At 39.5% G+C, this 18,316-nt stretch carries 15 protein-coding genes; 3 read left to right on the top strand and 12 right to left on the bottom strand.

Going from position 1 to position 18,316, the window contains the following annotated elements:
- Window positions 1-83: 83 nt before the first annotated feature.
- From BGP78_RS21260 to BGP78_RS21230, 7 genes are all read right to left on the bottom strand, one after another.
- Window positions 84-587 (bottom strand): hypothetical protein, encoded by a 504-nt coding sequence (locus BGP78_RS21260; RefSeq protein ID WP_119863270.1) that lies wholly within the window; start codon window positions 585-587, stop codon window positions 84-86.
- A gap of 557 nt (window positions 588-1,144) precedes the next feature.
- Window positions 1,145-1,651, bottom strand: a complete 507-nt coding sequence (locus BGP78_RS21255; protein WP_119863269.1) for a hypothetical protein — start codon at window positions 1,649-1,651, stop codon at window positions 1,145-1,147.
- Between the two features lie 542 nt (window positions 1,652-2,193).
- Window positions 2,194-3,060 (bottom strand): hypothetical protein, encoded by an 867-nt coding sequence (locus BGP78_RS21250; protein ID WP_119863268.1) that lies wholly within the window; start codon window positions 3,058-3,060, stop codon window positions 2,194-2,196.
- Window positions 3,057-5,402 (bottom strand): fimbria/pilus outer membrane usher protein, encoded by a 2,346-nt coding sequence (locus BGP78_RS21245; protein WP_259386405.1) that lies wholly within the window; start codon window positions 5,400-5,402, stop codon window positions 3,057-3,059. Before BGP78_RS21245 ends, BGP78_RS21250 begins: the two co-directional genes overlap by 4 nt.
- Before the next feature lie 121 nt (window positions 5,403-5,523).
- Window positions 5,524-6,219, bottom strand: a complete 696-nt coding sequence (locus BGP78_RS21240; RefSeq protein WP_119863267.1) for a fimbria/pilus periplasmic chaperone — start codon at window positions 6,217-6,219, stop codon at window positions 5,524-5,526.
- Window positions 6,220-6,624: 405 nt separating this feature from the next.
- The gene (locus BGP78_RS21235; protein WP_259386404.1) at window positions 6,625-7,821 is read right to left on the bottom strand and encodes a PepSY domain-containing protein; all 1,197 of its coding nucleotides are present in this window, start codon (window positions 7,819-7,821) and stop codon (window positions 6,625-6,627) included.
- A gap of 370 nt (window positions 7,822-8,191) precedes the next feature.
- Entirely contained in the window at window positions 8,192-9,946 is a 1,755-nt protein-coding gene (locus tag BGP78_RS21230; RefSeq protein WP_259386403.1) for a PKD domain-containing protein, read from the bottom strand.
- A 224-nt stretch (window positions 9,947-10,170) separates the two neighbouring features.
- On the opposite strand from BGP78_RS21230, the gene BGP78_RS21225 reads away from it, so the two are divergent.
- Together BGP78_RS21225 and BGP78_RS21220 are read left to right on the top strand one after the other, a co-directional pair.
- Window positions 10,171-10,380, top strand: a complete 210-nt coding sequence (locus BGP78_RS21225) for a hypothetical protein (RefSeq protein ID WP_119863265.1) — start codon at window positions 10,171-10,173, stop codon at window positions 10,378-10,380.
- A 713-nt stretch (window positions 10,381-11,093) separates the two neighbouring features.
- A complete protein-coding gene (locus BGP78_RS21220; RefSeq protein WP_119863264.1) occupies window positions 11,094-11,435 on the top strand; it encodes a transposase in 342 nt (113 codons plus the stop codon).
- On the opposite strand, the gene lodB is transcribed toward BGP78_RS21220, so the two are convergent.
- The 3 genes from lodB to BGP78_RS21205 all read right to left on the bottom strand — a co-directional run bounded on the left by lodB (window position 11,425) and on the right by BGP78_RS21205 (window position 15,112).
- Window positions 11,425-12,585 carry a lysine-epsilon-oxidase maturase LodB gene (lodB, locus tag BGP78_RS21215; protein WP_119863263.1) on the bottom strand — a complete coding sequence of 387 codons (1,161 nt, stop codon included), beginning with the start codon at window positions 12,583-12,585 and terminating at the stop codon, window positions 11,425-11,427. The genes BGP78_RS21220 and lodB overlap by 11 nt on opposite strands.
- A 6-nt stretch (window positions 12,586-12,591) precedes the next feature.
- Window positions 12,592-14,628 (bottom strand): CTQ-dependent lysine 6-oxidase LodA, encoded by a 2,037-nt coding sequence (gene lodA, locus BGP78_RS21210; RefSeq protein WP_119863262.1) that lies wholly within the window; start codon window positions 14,626-14,628, stop codon window positions 12,592-12,594.
- Between the two features lie 346 nt (window positions 14,629-14,974).
- Window positions 14,975-15,112, bottom strand: a complete 138-nt coding sequence (locus BGP78_RS21205) for a hypothetical protein (protein WP_259386402.1) — start codon at window positions 15,110-15,112, stop codon at window positions 14,975-14,977.
- A 73-nt stretch (window positions 15,113-15,185) separates the two neighbouring features.
- On the opposite strand from BGP78_RS21205, the gene BGP78_RS23000 reads away from it, so the two are divergent.
- On the top strand, window positions 15,186-15,434 hold the full coding sequence (locus BGP78_RS23000; protein ID WP_404936060.1) for a transposase: 249 nt from the start codon (window positions 15,186-15,188) through the stop codon (window positions 15,432-15,434).
- Between the two features lie 322 nt (window positions 15,435-15,756).
- On the opposite strand, the gene BGP78_RS21195 is transcribed toward BGP78_RS23000, so the two are convergent.
- Window positions 15,757-16,131: a hypothetical protein gene (locus tag BGP78_RS21195; RefSeq protein WP_119863260.1), complete on the bottom strand. Its 375-nt coding sequence runs from the start codon at window positions 16,129-16,131 to the stop codon at window positions 15,757-15,759.
- A 971-nt stretch (window positions 16,132-17,102) separates the two neighbouring features.
- Complete coding sequence (locus BGP78_RS21185) at window positions 17,103-18,053, bottom strand: nucleoside hydrolase (RefSeq protein WP_119863258.1); 951 nt, start codon at window positions 18,051-18,053, stop codon at window positions 17,103-17,105.
- Between the last annotated feature and the right edge of the window lie 263 nt (window positions 18,054-18,316).

Here is an 18,316-nt window from a genome sequence, read left to right as displayed (position 1 = left end):
GGCACCGGCACGCTCTATCCAACTAATTGAATAATATAAATTTCTAGTAAATAAAGTCTAACTTTTACGACCTAAGCCTTCAATTAATTAGGACTTACTGTGACGGTAATGGTATCTGAGTAAGTACCTGCATCATTTAGACCGTTTGAATGAGGTGTAATTTTTAGGGATGTTGCTTTTGTTTCACCCGTGCTGCCAGTACTTGCTGCAGTTGCATTGATGTGCTGATATGCACCGCTTTCTAAATCGATATCTGCTGTGTCACCAATGTTTAAAGTGTAAGCGATTTTGCTGTTCTGAGTATTACTGGCTACTAAAAAACCACCATTTGCGGATGTGTATTCAGTTGTCGCGTTTTCACCGGTGTTACACCACACGTTGAGCGTGCCAATTTCTTGTGTTTGTTGCGAAGCGTCTAATTTCAGGCTCGTTACACTGTTGTTAGCGCTGCTTGTTTTACACAAGGGTTCAATTGTACCTTCAAAAATAAACTTAGCTTCAGTGCCTGAAGCGTCTAGTACTAGCGCAGCAGATCCCATTGAAGTTATGGCAACTGCAACTAGCAGTAAACTAAGTACTCTATTCATGGCCTGACCCTTAAACAATCTATGGTGTTACTGGGATCATCGTTATCGACCCACTATCGAATCTTATCCTGAACTATCGTGCTTACCAAACGCCTGTTAGTAACGCCAACAAGTGTACAGTATGCTGTAACCGCTGCGGGCAATAGTCCTAGAATTTATAATTAAACTCTCATACCTGATCCTAGCTTAATTTCATGTTCTTTCATATTGAACTAAAACATACGCTTTAACACATTCTAGCAGTAATAAATTCAATTATCTTGTTTCAAGGCCACAAAGTCATCTACGCAAAAATAGTCTTACTTATGACACATTGGGAACGAGCTTAAAATATAACTGATTCAGCATAGTTGCAGGTTGGATCAAGGCGGATATGTGTAGTCGATGGGGTAATTTTCACTAAGAATGATAAAAGCGAACGTTTAAATAGGGATATTCTTAGCTTCGATAGTTAGTACAAACACACGTATTAAAAAGCCAACTATAATAAAAAGTTGGCTTTTTGATAGTTTAGGCAGTACAGATTAAGCCATAAACTTTGCTGCCTAAATCTTAAATTAGTTAGGGCTTACTGTAACCGTGATTGTATCTGAGTAAGTTCCGGCATCATTTAGACCATTTGACTGTGGTGTAATTTTAAGTGATGTAGCTTGTGTTTCACCTGCACTACCCGTTCCAGCGGCTGTTGCATTAACATGCTTGTATGCACCCGTTTGTAGGTCAATACCCGCAGTGTCACCAATGTTTAACGTGTAAGCAATTTTGCTGCCCTGAGTATTGCTCGCGACTAAAAAGCCACCGTTTTCTGACGTATATTCAGTTGTTGCGTTTTCACCCGTATTACACCACACATCAAGCGTACCAATTTCCTGTGTTTGCTGTGACGAGTCTAGTTTCAGGCTTGTTACACTATTGTTGTTACCGCTACTTGTTTTACACATTGGTTCAATTGTACCTTCAAAAGTAAATTTTGCTTCAGAACCTGATGTATCTAATACTGCCGCCGCAGCACCCATTGAAGTAACGGCAGTGGCAGCAAGTAATGACTTAAGTAATGTATTCATGGCTTTTCCCCTTAAACAAAACACAGAGTTAGTTTTTATTTGGTTTTAATGATTAGGTGTTATCACCTTTCTGGTAATTTAAAAGCAATAGGTGTGCCAAATAATAAAATATTTTATTATTTTTTATTTCCCTACGAGGGAATTAGCAAAAAAAACACATAAATAACAATAACTTAAAGCTAAAGTAAGGAAATAAAATAACTAATCTAGGTCTACTCACGTGAGTTTCCGCCCGTTTTGTGAGGCAAAAAACCTCTATTACGGGTTTTTGACGCAAAAGAGAGCCGATTTAGGGAGACACACCCTGTACTTGTCGATATTTTGACGGATAGGAAAAGAAAATTGGCTTGTGGAGCCTGATGAAACCATCAAGCTCTTTATCTGTTACAGCATAATTAGTAAATAGTTTGACACGTTTGAGCTCGGTACTAAGGAAGTATAAACAGGTCGCTAAGCCAGATGGCTTAAAACTCGCTTATCCAATAAACCGTCACTGAACGCTCATCTATATAGGCACTACTCTATATTCGCTTCCTAGATTGCTACCTAGGGTAAACCGTCAACGATAAGTTATCTTGATAGGTACCAGCGGGCATCAGTTCAACATTACCAAGCTTAAACTCAAACCCATACCATTTGTTTTTTACACCCGGATAGAAGTTATAGCTGCGATAGAGCCGTTCAGATGAGGATATTTGTGAGTTATCAAACTTGATTGAATACTCTATCAACGCTTGGGTATTGGTTTCATGGCGTAACCCATTATATTCAGAGTCAACAACAATATCGTAAGAACTATTGCTCAATATTTTTACGCCCCAATTAAAGCGCATATTATTTTTCAATTCCCCCAAATCGATATGATAGTTACCACTATCACCCGACACTTTACCTTTACTTGAGTTTGACAGAGAAATAGAAACCTGTGGCTCAGAATAGTAAGTCAAGTCTATGTATTGCTGCTCAATGACTTCATTGTTTTTGACGACAGATACAATGACGTGGCCCGTATAAGCCCCAGCAGGGAATAAACTATAATGCCTTAACCTAGCCCACATTTGCGTTGAACGTTCAGTCAGATCAGATCGCCAAATACCATTTCTTACCTTAATTTTTTTAAACTGTGAGTCATATAACTTCGCGTACTTATCTTGAGTCGGACCTGAAAACACCATTGAGTAGTAGTACACATCCTCAACCCATATTTCATCTGCACAGTCTATTAAACTGTCCGACACTTGTACCTTTATCGGAATATACACCGTCACGCGGTTGTTATACTCCTCAATTATGTCAGACGGGTTTGAGGTGGCAAGCATCTTACCATCACAGTCGTTCCACCTCGCCAAGGCATTCGGTGCAGACAACAAAAAGCTTACAAACAGCATGATTAAGACTATAAATTTCATTTGTTGTCACCTCCTTTAGATGGGCCTTTCATCAGCTCGAGCGTTCCAACTCTTATAAAGCGTTGCTCACTATCAGAAACATTAAACTGCCCAGTCATACCATTTATTTCAACCACATAATTGCCTACGCTAATACCTTCTACAACAAAGCGTCCTGTGCGGTTGGTAAATATTGCAATAGCTGATCCAGCTTTGTCATTACTGTTTAGACCGTGTTTTTTAAATACTCGCCCTCTTTTCATTGCAATAGGCATGCCTTTATCGTCTATTAAGCTGCCAATCGCCGTATACGACAGTTCTGAACCAATCTGAATATGATGCCCGGTTGTTGCTCCACCGACCAAAACATACATTCCCGGGCCCCAATCATAACCAAGAGGTGCCTCTGGTACATCAATGTTGAGCTGTGAAGTCGTATAACCTGTGCCTAGCTCCACTAGTGCCCCCATGTGCTGTGTTGTCTTAGTTTGAGCTCTTCCTTGGCGGTCTACGTTAACTAAAACATCCGCGTTTTTTAGTGTTTTATGCTTGGTGATAACTGCAAACGGTGCTGTTGTTGTAGCACCCATGCCAAAATGGCCATCAGCAACCCCCAAACTGGTTGATATATTTATACTAGAGCGACTATCCGCCTGTTGTTGGTCGCGTGTATAATTCGCTGCACTCACATCCGCTCTAATAAATGCACCTGTATAACTTGCGTCAAATTGTTCTTGTCTAAAATCACTGCCTTTTTCAGCTCGTACTTCATAACCGTAGTCGTTAACAAAGTTATTATTCGTTTTCGCATAGCTCGCGCTAGCCACTTTATCTCTACTACTATATTGGGCGTGAGCACGATGATTAGACCGTCGATTGTAATAATTCCAGGTAAAATTCAAAAAGAACTGATTTTCAGACACAACGCGAGTATCAGTACTATCAATATGCGAAAAGCCAGTGCGAACGCGTACGTCTTCGTAGCGTACATTTAGCTCAATAGAAGCATTATCAGTAGTGACATTATCTCTTCCTCTGTCGTGAGAAGCACTGAAGTTAAAATCCACATGTTCGTTGAGAAAGTAACTGTAATCTGCAAATGCTCTTTTACTGCTTGAGATAGTGCTAAATTCTTGCCATGGTGTATTAGTGAAATCTTGCCTCACTTCATACCCTAGTCGCAAATTAGGTGAGCCGAAATTACCATGTCCAAAAATGCTATGCTCTGATTCAATAGAGTAAATATTACCAGACTGCGCATGATTCACTTTACTCTGTGAATAGCGCAACGATAGATTTCCAACATAGCTATTTATCGTCGCAATAGACCCAACAACATGCCCCGTTGGATGTGCTGCGCCGTTTACGCCCAATGTAAATCTATCAGTTAAACCATACTCATAATTACCAGAAACAAAAACATCGTCGTCATACTTATAATCGCCCTGCTCAATAGAAGAAAGACGGCCCAGGGTAAACGCATAATCACTCAATCCTTTCGCAAGCAGCCTTGCATTGTAATGCGTGGTGAAATAGAACTCCTCCGTATCACCATTTGCGTAAGTTGCTATCACTTGAATATTATTAACACCCGACGTTAGCGGGAGATCACTGAGATCATAACGCCCAGCCTTTAGTCTGATCCGAGAAATCAAAAAATCATTAATATAGATCTCAAGGTTTGCAGCTCGAGGTAACACAAACTGTTGACTATTGCTTGGTGATGTCCTCCTTTGAGGCTGTAACCTAGCATATGCTTTTTCAATACTAAACCCGCCAAGTTGAGCACTCGCAAGGTGCCCTGTACTATTTATTTGAGTGTCCCCAAGTGTAAAACGAAGCGGCGCTTCTGGTTTATCATAAAACAAAGCTATATCTCCGCGATATACATCACTGGCTTGGTTGTTACCCTTTTCCCAAAACAGTGAACTTTGCATATTTACACCAGTCCCCCCACCAATATTGGCATTCATCAGCCACTCAAGCTGAGACCGATGATCATGGTGATTATTGCTGCGCTCATGATTTAAATTAAAATTGTTTAACATCGCCCAATTAGATTCACCTTTTGGCCGATCAAAATGCTTTTGATTACCATACGTTAAGCTGTCAGTTGCCATAGCACGTTCCTCAAGCGTCATATCTATGGTGAGATCTTGAGCCTGCATTTTAAGAACAATGCCTTGGTCTGCATATGCCTCCACAGAGATTGGAGCATCCCCTTTAGTGGTCAGCCAGTTATTTACCTTGTCGCTGAGTACGGTTTGCAGATTGTTCTTAAATTCAGAGGCTGAAATAGAAGTAATTTCAATCCCATTACTGGCGGCAGACACTTGCCCAACTTCGGCAGAATTTAGCCGCACAGGAAAGTCCATATTGAACGTTGCCGCAACAGATGAGCAAGCCCAAAATAATAAAAGGCTGAAAATGATACACTGATGGTGCGCAGGCCTATTATAAAAGCCCTGTTTAATCATCGAGTTTCTACTTTTTATTAAACAGGTTAATAAGCGTGGCACTCTTTGTGGGCTTTTCGTCGAGTAATGGTGTGATATTTAGCACTACTTTGTGTCCTGGCATGATAAAACGTCCAGGTGTAACCGATTGAAATTGAGGCCAATTCACAAGAGTTTTCCCCTCGTGGAAATGGTAATCAAAGTGCGATAAGTCTAGTACGCGCTGGCCTTCATTGCTAATCGTCAATGTGCAGTCGTTTAATGTAGCGCAGTCCAATGTATTTTTTTGCTGTGCTTTGACTCCATCTGGACTTACAAAAACCAATGTTGCAAAGTTAAACACCATCTTAACTCCTGACTTTTCATCCTCGTTAGGTAAAGGCAGTTGTTTAAAAACAATGCGATAGGAATTCGTCTCTTTTAACTCACCAGAACCTAAATATTTAGCGCGAAATACTTGGTAACTCTTTGCTGGTACCTCTACCTGCGGTGGAAGCACAATAAAGTCGTCTTCGGCTGATACTAAAACTTCTTTTTGATTTTCGTCAAATGTACGCTTAAATACTTCGATTTCAATCGGTAGTGCACTTTCACTGGGGTTTTGTAGGCGGTAAGTAACCAATGACTTCTTACCATGTGACGCAAGATCTACGATCATAGGTTGAACTTGATAAGCAAAAGCCGGGGTCGACAACCATAAGAGCAATAACAACAGTTTACGCATCAGACATCCAAATTTAAAAACACGCTAAAATTTTTGCTATACGATACCCTGACTACCCGTTAATACAAGCGTAAATTGAAATTGAATGCCCTTACTTTCTTGAACAGCTATTGAGTGTGTATTATTAGCGGAGCCTCGCAGATAGATTACCAACCCCAGCATAGTAAATATCAACCAAAAAAATGCAATCAAATGTTGAATAGCGCATTATATAAATAAAAAGCGGTTCAACTAAGATAAGGTGTTAGTCCTTAAATATGACACAAAACATTGTTGTGGGGTTAAATGAGACACCCAGATCTACATCACTTAAACTAACGCAGTTTATACATCTAAAATGCTTTTAATACTCTGATACAAGGTTACAATTGATTCCCTAAAACAAATCCACAAACCGAACTAAATTTAAGCAAATCTTTGTATCCAAAAAATAAACGCAACTCCTGAGAACACTAAAATGGGCAGTGTCAAAATCTGGGGTTTTGTTAGCGCACGACTTTTTGTTCGCTTCCAAGTCATCAATACACCTGTTACCGACATCGCTGTGAGCATCAAACCAAATAAAAACCAAATGGCTTTGCTCCAAATACTCCCAAAAGACCCAAAGTGTAAAGGGTCTATATATTCATTTATATTGGCATTAATACCAATTAGGTCAGGACTAAGAACCTCTAATATGGTGTTATTCGTCGGATCTAGATATACCCGATACGCACGGTCTCTTAAAAGAGGATTGTTTTTAACACCATTGATTTCTATTGGTTGCTCCATGGTCGCGGGTAAATAGATTGCAGTGATCTCCCAGCCTTTATGAACCCCATGTGCAATGTTAACTATCATCCTAAACTCTTCAAGGGTCATATTAAATTTGTTGTTCTCACTGTTTGTGCGTTCAATAATAGGTCCATTAGGCTCTATACTCGCGTCAAACAGTTGATAGCTAAATTCATACAAGTACCAAATTCCAGTAACACTGATTAATAACGTAAACCACATCCCCCATAAGCCAGATAATTTATGAGCATCACTGACAGCAATTCTTGAACCTTGATTAAGCCTTAAACGCCACAGAGCTGTTCGCCAGTTCTTCGTCGTTTTTATACCGGTATAGAGTGAAATGAGAAGTACAAAAGCGAAGGCACAAACAATAATAATCCCCGGCAAGGCAGGCATAAACAGATATCGGTGAAAGTCCCTAAAAAAACGTTGTACCGTGAGATACCCAACGTTACCTGTTATTTTGTGAGTCCATTGATCTATATTTACAAACTCGTTGCCTAATGCCGTATCTTTTAATGTGGCGCGATATGTTAGGTAATCCTCTCCCATACTATATAAGTCCAGTATTTGACCATTGGGATAGGTATCCTGTAAGGCCGAATATAATGCGACCCACTCACCAGGCGTGTACATTGGCGAAGCATTGAGTGGTTTTTCCGATGCACGTAATTCTTCAAAAATAAGCCAGTCAATTTCATTTGATAGTGTGGCAATTGTGCCTGTCGCTAATATCACAAACATAATGATGGATAACTGAAAACCAACCCATGCATGTAAGTTATAGAGCTTTTTTAACCCTTTCCTTTTCTTCGCTTGTCCCAATATAACAGTCCTTTAGCCAAAAAATCATGCTAGGTAATAAGTGCAATCAGTCAATTTTAATTTACACTGAACTCACTCTGAGCTCAGCACATATCCCCCCTCTTTATACTCTTAATATTGTCGCCTCGTTCAAAGCTCGGCAGCAAACCACTTCGACTAATAAGACTATTATTCATTGAATAATAAAGGCCAAAGTTGTAGCTTCACAATTCTATTTTACATCAGGCTTATGAAAGAAAATTTGGGCTAGCGCAGCTAAAAACTCGTTACAAATCATTACTAATACAAGTGTTGAATAAATATGGCCACGTCAAAAAATGTAGCCATATGCCGATACTCACCTTAGTAAATTATGAGATCCTCTAAACTATTACTCGCAACGTAGGTACACTAAAGGACTACCGTTACGATGATCAAACTCAGGGATCGAGTTAATATATTTAAGTTCAGTGTAATCTCGCTGAGATATTTTTCCTTGTTCAAGTGCATTTAGCCTTTGTACCTCACACAATTCAGCACCAAAAGAGTAAGAACTCATCATCGTATAAGAGCAAGAAGCATGCTCATTATCTAATGTGCCACTTAGTTCAAAGTATGCGCCACTACTCGTGTCATCTTTTTTGAAGAGAAGAGCTTTTCCATCTGGTTCTAATGTATCTGGTATCGCGTCTATTGCGGTTAGATTGGTTGCAACAATATCAACATTGGTTAACTGGCTACTTCCTTGCTTTAAACCATAATTTAGATATAGTTCACCAGGGTTTAAGTTAACTTGATTGAATGTATGACATGAGAGCATTTGTTTTTGAGCAATGCAGTTTGACCAACCAGCTTTCGCCTCATCATCTGCTACCTGTAATAATAAATTTGCAGACATACTTGCGCCGAATCCTTTGTCATCATCAGAGCAATGCGCCACTTTCCACAATTCAATATCTTCCTCATTGTCTTCAACGGAAAGTAAGTTAATAACCCGCTTAGTGACATTGCTATTGTTTATATCGGGTGCACTACAAAACCACTTTTTAAGTCCTGATAGTGAAGAAAAATTGAGTGTTTCGTCATAAATATTCAGGACATTAAGCGCAAGCTGCGCATTACAACTTTCGTAATAATTAGACGTTTGCGCTGCACCTTGTATTTTAACGCGGACTATATCCTTTGCTTCCCCCCCTCTATCATCAATAACAAGCAGCTCAAATTCAAGTATTGTGTCAGCATCCAGTACCGGTGCTGTAAAAGAAGCGTTAGCTTGGTTATTATCTCGTATCGTCACTCCATAACCTGATTTTTGTGACCATTGATAGCTTGCAATCGTACCATCAGGGTCAGTTGCTGAACTGCTCATGTACACTTCAGCACCTGATTCTATTTCGGCAACTGTCGTTATAACGACATTAGGTAATTGATTTTCTACTTCAGCACGTTTTACTAGAACGCTGACTGTATCCTTTGCTTCACCACCTTTGTCATCACTCACAAGCAGCTCAAATTCAAGCCTTGTGTCAGCATCCAGTACCGGTGCTGTAAAAGAAGCGTTAGCTTGGCTATTATCTCGTATCGTCACTCCATAACCTGATTTTTGTGACCATTGATAGCTTGCAATCGTACCATCAGAGTCAGTTGCTGAACTGGTCATGTAAACTTCAGCACCCGACCCTATTTCAGCAACCGTCGTTATAACGACATTAGGCAATTGATTTTCTACTTGAGCACGTTTTATTTTTACGTTGAAGGTATCCTTTGCTGTCGCGCCTTTATCGTCAGTAACAAGCAACTCAAATTCAAGTGTTGTATCGGCATCTAGCACTGGGGCGGTAAAAGAAGCATTTGCTTGGTTCTTATCTCGAATTGTCACCGCATAACCAGATTTTTGTGACCATTGATAACTTGCTACCGTACCATCAGAGTCAGTAGCTGAGCTAGTCATGTACACTTCAGCACCAGACTCTATTTCAGCAACTGTAGATACAACAACATTAGGTTGTTTGTTCTCTACGTTATTAACTATATTATCAGTACCACTGCTGTCACTGCCACCGCAAGCCGATAACAACGGTATTAAAGCAGCGCCAAGCAAAGCTAATTTAAATGAGAGGGGGTTATTTTTATTTACACGTTCCACAGCCGAATCTCCTTTTCGCTTTAAAAGAACTTAAGTATATTTATTGTTTCGTGACACATAATAAACCACAACCCCCTCACACTCAACAAACAATTACATTTAAAACACACCAATTAATATTATATAAAAATCAATAATTGACTATACAAAAAACCTTACAGGCAACGTTCCTGACCAACAAAAAGAAACCATCTATTTTAAATCACTAGCTTACAGGTAACATCTTGGAAAAAATCACAAAGCCACATCATCAAGCCTTACTTAACCACTTTAAATTTTCGCCAGACTTAATGAGTCGATTCAATAGAAAAGCATTGGCATTATTATTTATTTCATATTTAAAAACACAAATCAGCTTACAAAGCATTTTATTTTTAACAGGCACCACCAAGAAAACATTAAAACCAATTTTGATCAACAAGATAAAACCTTAAAAATGTCAAAGCCATGTCTGCACCCGCATTATCAATGACCACCAATAACCTTTAAATAAATAAACCCCATGTTACATCGTTCTAAAAAACGAAAGGCATAAACTAACAAGCGCTTAACTGCAATAGGAAGTTCTCTCTACTTGCAATGAAATTATAAATTTAATCACCAACAAAAACGACATGCGAACATTATAAACATTCACTTTACAATAAAACACAAGTAACTCACTCTGCAATTCCAAAATAAAATAAATGATATATATTATGAAATTACATTTAAAAAAACAAAAATTAAAAACCTTTCTCAAAGCAAAAAAACACTCCCAAAGGAATTAACAGATAAAGTTGCTGGAGCTGCCGGCCAAAATTGGACTCAACTAGTATGGAGGTGTAATAGCTATTTAGGTTGTTTAAGCCAACAAGCTCATTGCTAAAATGGCGTTATCGAGTATATAACATTATATTACAAGATCTATTATGAACTCTGAAAATTGGGTGCTAGTATTAAGTTATTAGCCCCCATTATCGCTTAAGAGCGACAGAGAAATATTTAATTTTAAGATTGTCCTTATTTTTAAAACTAGAGGGGCGTTGTTTCCTAAATAATTGAACTTCTATGATTTAGTGCGATCAGATCGGCGTTGTTTCCTAAATAGTTGAACTTCTTTGGTTTGGTGCGATCAGATCATTAAATGCCTTAACCCATGATGTGAATAAAGAAGAAAATTAGGAATTGGTCACAGTACAACCGTGCTTTAGTTCAACGCGGTAACATCAATATTTGGCTAAGTGAGAGTGCCATATCAAAGTGGCAGAATACCGAAAAACACGGTGGCCGTGGTCGTTCAAATTACTATTTTGATTTAGCAATTGAAACGTGTTTAACCTTAAGGGCCGTATTCCATTTGCCACTTAGGGCCTTAGAAGGGTTTGTAAATTCCTTGCTCACCATGATAGATACCTCGCTGCAATCACCGGGTTATAGCTGTTTATGCAAACGCAGGGCCTTGTTGATCAACAAGGCCCTCCTAAACTTAAAAGTAACTATGCGCTAACCTCCTCAGATTGCAGAGTCGTTATTTTTGCATGTCTTCTTTGCCAAAATGGGGCTTGTTGCCAACGACCTTCTTGCTGATAAAACTGCTGTCTGAGTGTTAGGTAGTGGTCAAATTGGTTATTCAAATCCATTTGAAATTGATTAATAAGTTGTTCTTGATTACTGTCAGTATCTGTTAAATTAGCAGCAATCAAATTGGCAGCATGACAGCCCGAAGATAAAGCAAAGCCAATACCCATAGATGAAATTGGATCAAAAGCACATGCAGCGTCACCAATGGCTAAAAAGTTAGGTAAGCTTTCAAATGCATTGCTCTGGCTGTAAGCCTGTCGTACCCATGGGTGTGGCGTGGTTACTTTTGTCTCTTTTACTAACTTTTTTATATGCTTGGTTTGAGCCAAGAGCGCATTAAAATGACTTTGCTGATTCAATCTGAGATTGGAAACGATATCTGCATCGGAGAAAAAGCAAATACTATATTGATTGTTTGGCAATAGAGCGCCATACCACCAGCCATGCTCGGTACTTTCAATCAAATACTCCTGCTTTTTTTGTTCGTCACTGGTACATTCAAAGAACCGCCCAACAGCCATTAAATCATCCACTTTCTTGCCCGTAAGCCCGAGTTGACGACTGATATTAGCGTTACGTCCACTTGCATCAACAATAAAACGAGCGCGTAAGATAAACGCTCCATGCACTGGATGAGATAGTTTCAACTGCCAACGGCCATCTTCCCATTGATTGATTTGCTGACAATGAGTTCGAGGCATTACCCTGCCACCGCGCTCGGCGATGTTTTCCAGCAACTGTAAATCAAACTGCTCCCTGTTTAATTGAAAGGTAGATTGTTGTGCAGTAAACACTGAATTGCGCATCCCAGGTAAATCCGATCCCCAATAAGAAGTACTATCAAAGGTAGGAATGAAACAGTCAGGACCAAAGTTTTCTGGTTTAATTTTTAAATAATCGATAAAGTCAAAAATACATTCAGTGACATGCTCACCAATACGCTCTCGATTGAGATCGGATTGTTCAATCAGGGTAATATCCAAATTAGTATGATTGAGCAGGCTCAAAGCGGCGCAGGCCCCGGCTGGGCCTGCGCCAAATATGGCCACATCAGTATCAATTATTGATGAAACCATCGTTTACTATCTCCTAACTCGGCGACCAGATCGCGGTGTTTGCGAATGGTTATACGCTACTTGGATTGGTTTAAAGGCTCTAGCCTCTAGGGCCTCGACCATTAATTTAGCGCGTTTTCCCCGAGCTTTAACCGTTGGGCAACACTTTGACTCAATATAGAACACAGGAATACTAGTGCCATCATCTTCCGGGTTACCAGTAATTTGGCCCGTAGATATTTCCTTATACGAAAACAAAGCGTGATTGCGTTCCGTTTCAGTAAAATAAGGGTAATCGGGATCTTGCGCATTTTTATCTCGAATAAACGCTAAAGCTGACCAATGCTCCACCATTTGGACAAAGCTGTTGATCCCCCTTTGATAATTAACCTGCTCACCTGCGGGTAAATGGGATTCAGCCTGCCCAATCTCCGTTGTTTCGCCTGTCAGCACATCCCAAGGACTTTGAGGTGGCCACCAGTACGAATAATAAGTCGGTGGTAAAGGTTGATCACCGATTTTATTTTTTGCTGGATTAGTGAAGTTTATATTTTGAATCGTACACTGAAAAAAATCAGCTTGCCACGGACACGCCATACGTTTGGTTAAATCACCCGGCTCACACCCACCCCCTTCACATTCATCACGAGAAGGTGATAAACCCGTTTTGTTGTAACCATTTTTACCTTTGTAGTCACTGATTATATAAGGTGATGTATAAACCTTCGGGTTTTGAAGACTCCAAGTAACCTCAATACCTGGACACATTGGCAACCCAACACAGTTACCAACACTTCCCTGATCAAGCGGATCAATTGGGTGAGGTTTAAAGTTTTCCGTTGCTTCAAAACAGCCCCTAGCCCATTGACCTAGCAAAAATTGCTGGGTTTGGCTCAGCGCATCAAACTTTTCAATAGTTTGATTACTCACCGAGTTACTGCCAGAGTTCAATGGCATCATTGGGAAATCATTTTTAAATAATACCTGCTGAGGTTGATTACGCGACAGGTTAGACTTATCATCAGGCTCTCTGAAATAAGAAAAATAGTTTTCACGATTAGCCCGATTTTCTTCACTATTATCTGTATAATCAAATGAATCAGCACTAAATGCGGCCATAGACTGAACGTTAGCAACCCATTGATAACGGCTAAAGCGCTTTACGATAGGTAAAATATCTCGCTGGTAGCTAGCAATATAAGTATCGTTATAAACCCCATCAAGACACATATCAGGTATTAGATTAAAATCTCTTACTGCCACATCAAACATACTATCACTCAGGTTTGAAATATTGACAATTTCCGGAGCAAAGTCCGGCGAGCCAACCACAACCCAAGCTTGTAATGAAATTGGTTCGCTACCATCTTCAAATTCAACCGTACAATAAACCGGCCCATCGGCAATGTCATCATGCCAAGTATCGGAACCACCATAACTCACCAAAGGTTTATCACCACCAGCATGGCCATAGCCACCAAGCACAATCAAGCGACCCTCATTGTCCGTTTTTAGATCTCCTAGTGTTAATACAGCAGTACCATATTCGACATCAGAGTTAGGGTAAGATACGGGGTAATCAGCAGGCACTGGCTCTGTACCTTGATCGAAACCTACTGAGCAACTTGCGCCGCTGATCTCGCGCGGACCCGGATCAACAATGAGTTTTTGCCGCGCTTCATTGCATGTTTTATCTGCATTTCGTAATGGTGTTTCACGATTAACGTAGCTATTGTTTTCGCCATATAATAAGTTACCTTCAAGCTCACTATACTGATACCAAGCTGCTTTTTTATTGGCCAGATGTACATTCCAATTGATAGCCTTCACATTAGGCGTGTTAAGTGTTAATTCAGTGCCATCTTTCTGGTACAGCTTAAAAACTTGACCCTGACGTTTAATTTGACCTTTTTCATCTTTAAATTCGACGATAGGCCCAAGCTTATTACCGTTAGCATCTGCTTCATAAGGAAGTTGGCCAATCCTCTCAGGTGAAAGACAAAAAGACTCAGGGCTATTGCCTAAGCGAGATACCCCAACTGAGGGATGTATTGTAAGTTCCATAAAATTAACGCCTTATTTGTGGTTGCAGTCAGATTCATATTTTTGTCATGCACATAACAACCAAGGTGAACAAAATTAACTTCTATTTAGCAATAAATCTAACACTGTGAACTTTTAAATAACATTACAATGCATTACATTGATAACTTCATTTAACTCCCACCTAAATTGCGCCAGCTGAAACTGAACAAGCTTGAAAGGTCGTTGCGTTATATAAATAGCTTTACATCGATAGAAGAAAAATTGAGGAAAGGCAGAGTTCAATCTGCCACAAAATGGTTTCTCAATAACCAACTCTCAGCTCAATAAGTAAACTACTCGGAGTGTTGATAAAGTCCAATTTCCGTTATATACCTTCAACCATTAATCGTGTATCAGGTAAATAAGCCAAATGTACAATAGGTGCATTAGGATCAGCTATTCGACTTACCGCGTTCAGTACAGCAGCAATCGTCCCCTCTTGCCAACCAGGTAACGACGACAATTGATCGCCAACAACAAAGAAACAAGGATCTGTTTTTGAACCATCTGGATAGACAAATTATGGTTATTATAAAATAAGCCGAAAACGGGGGGCTGTTCCAGAACTGTGTCGGAAGCGTGGGATGAGTAGCGCTATTTTTTATCAATGGCGTGCTCAATTTGGTGGTATGACTACCTATTTAATGACTCTGATGAAAGAGTTTGAAGAAGAAAGCCGTCGCCCCAAAAAGGTATATATTGAAGGAAAAGGTCACGACATATTTTTATACTTAAACGAGAACCTGGCTCATGATCAAAACCTATCAACGAAGGCTTTGCAGTAAAAACGGCAGTATTCAGAATACAGTATCAAGAATTACGCCCAATGGTAAAGTCTAATTTTTTGCGCGCTAAAATGAACCTAATAGTACGTCGAATATTTATTGGATAAGTACACAATTGTTCAGCCAACTCAAACATCAATATTTTAATAACTGACTTTTTTAGCCCGAGCGACAATGTAATAAGGCTGAATTTATTACGCTACTATCGCTGCTTCGCATACATCAAATTTACCCATACTGAGTATCGTTACCAACGAATTTACTGTACCTGAACTACGGTGCTCAACCTTTTATTCGAATACGACTCTAGTCTATTAATCACTTAAAATATCCCAGGTAAAATATAGCCCGCGCCCAGTGCCAAGCAAAACATGGAAGCAATTCTAATCAATTTTAATATTTTAGATACGGCATATATATCTTTTCCTTTGAGCAATGAATCTACTATATGATCTTGGCCTACAAGGGAGAAAAAAATTGAAAGACCCAAAAAACCAAGGGATATATAAATATCCTTCCCTAATTCAACCGCATTTAATTGAATTAGGATAACAATGGCACCAATAACGGCAGAAGCAAGCCAAGTGTATTGCTTTAATAACTCAAAGTGCAACTCAGTTGTGAGAGACTCATTCTTAATTTTGTTTTCAGAAACTGGATCGACTCTGGATCCCTTTTCTTTTTTAACCGTCTGCATAACTAAAATGACACTCCTACGTATAGTTTGAAAATTAGTGTTAGAAAGCCTGTTTTCTTATTAGGTGATGATAAAACGAACAACTCACCTTGCCCAGTCCAATAAATTAATATAAATCAAGTTATTATACAAGAAACATAATCATGCGGCACACCCCAACAACACATACACGGCTATCGTATCGCTTCAAACATGACGATATTTTTGGCACCGCGTAACTTATTCATGTCACTTTTTGCTGCGTCCACTTCGCCGTAACTGCGCGAGTCATACGCACCGTCACACCTGTGACTCTGTCACTATTTCTGCACAATGGTCTGATTAAATCGGTAAGGGCTTCATCATCGACAGCTCAGCGCCTACAACGTCGTGGATGGTCACATTAACTGCCAAGCGCAATTTTCGCCAAGTTCGCAGCTTATTTGCACGGTGCTTTCTCGCATGCCATTCACCATTTTGCCTTCCCTCTTTAAATAGTGCACATCAAGTGTTCTGCTGCGTTTGCATAAACAGCTATAACCGGGGATTGTAAAGAGGTGTTCATCATTGTGAGCAAGAAATTTACAACCCCTTCTAAGGCTCTGAGTCGCAAATGAAATACAGCTCTTAAGGTTAAACAGGTTTCACTGCTAAATAAGAATAGTGATTTTAACAACCGCGGCCACCGTGTTTTTCAGTATTTTACCACTTTGAGAAGGCACTATCACTTAGCCAGATATTGATGTTACCACGTTGAACTAAAGCACGATCGTACCGTAACCAATTTCTAATTTTCTTCTTCATTTCAAAACATGGGTTAAAGCATTTTATGATCTGATCGCACCAAACCTAAGAAGCTCAATGATTTGGGCGTGAGCATTACTTTTACAACATAACGAATTTGGATAATTTAATCTGCCGTTAAAAGCTGACCCAAACACTTTCTAAAGTGATAGAGCCCCCCCTCACATATACTCCGACTAAAAACCACATTAAATCATTGTATTATAATATAAATTAAGTAATTTATCGCACTCTACATTAGTACAAATTTTTTGCTTTGGCCGATCACTCCATTCATCTATAGGAAACACTCTGTCGCTTTCTTTAAACAGTGTGTGCCCTGCTGCCACACCTTCGGTAACCACTCTAATATTCCCTTTTCGAGTTGTAAATAACTCAGGTGTAATAGCATAAATAATGGCTGATGAGTCATGCACATAAAACCCATCCAAACCTAAATCAGCATGATAAAACTTGGCGTAAAACTCAGATATGTCATAAATGAACGCGCCATATTTGGATGACTTAGATTTAAGATCATTTATATAAGCGGTACTCATAATTGATTGCTGAGTTACATCTAACCCTACCATAGTGACCGGCCAATTAGCCGATACAACGATATCTGCAGCATGTGGGTCGCCATAAACATTCGCTTCGGCAAAGGGTGTCAAGTTACCAGAATGTCCATTGAAGCCAAATGCTCCCCCCATAATAATCACTTCTTTTACTAATGATGTGATCTCTGGAGCCTTGCTTAATGCTAAAGCTAAATTGGTTAAACGGCCAATTGCAATCAGCGTAATTTCGTGAGGGTGAGCTTTAACAGTATTTATAATGTAATCATGCGCAAGTTGATTTATCACTTGGCTAGTTTGTTCACTAGGAATATTTATATTGCCTAACCCATTATTACCGTGTACCGCCGTCGCGGGAGGGGACGCAGGTAAAACTAATGGAACATCAACTCCTTGCGCTACGGTTGCTTGTAAAGCGAACTTATCTTTTAAATAAAGTGCATTGCGTGTACTGTTTTCAATCGACGCATTGCCAAACGTGGTTGTGATCCCTACTAAATCAATTTCGTTACTTGCGTGAGCGAGTAAAATAGCCATAGCGTCATCAATACCAGGATCTGTATCTATTATAATTTTTTTCATACCACTCACTCCATCACTCATATTTGTTAATTTATTCAACTCAGATAAGCACTATAATACGCAACCGTTGAATGAATTACATCAAAAATTAAAACGTTCCAAAACTCAGTTATGATGATCAAACTTAAGCCAATAGCATTACTGAACGCAATTAGCCCGAGGCCATATATCAATGATATAAGATCAGTTCATGGATTTAACTCACCATAAAAGTATGATTTAGATGATTTATGCATTTTCAAGTCGCCTACAGCGCTGCTATG

The sequence above is a fragment of the Pseudoalteromonas sp. MSK9-3 genome (assembly GCF_003590335.1).
GTDB lineage: Bacteria > Pseudomonadota > Gammaproteobacteria > Enterobacterales > Alteromonadaceae > Pseudoalteromonas.
This window is presented reverse-complemented; position numbering and strand designations above follow the sequence as displayed.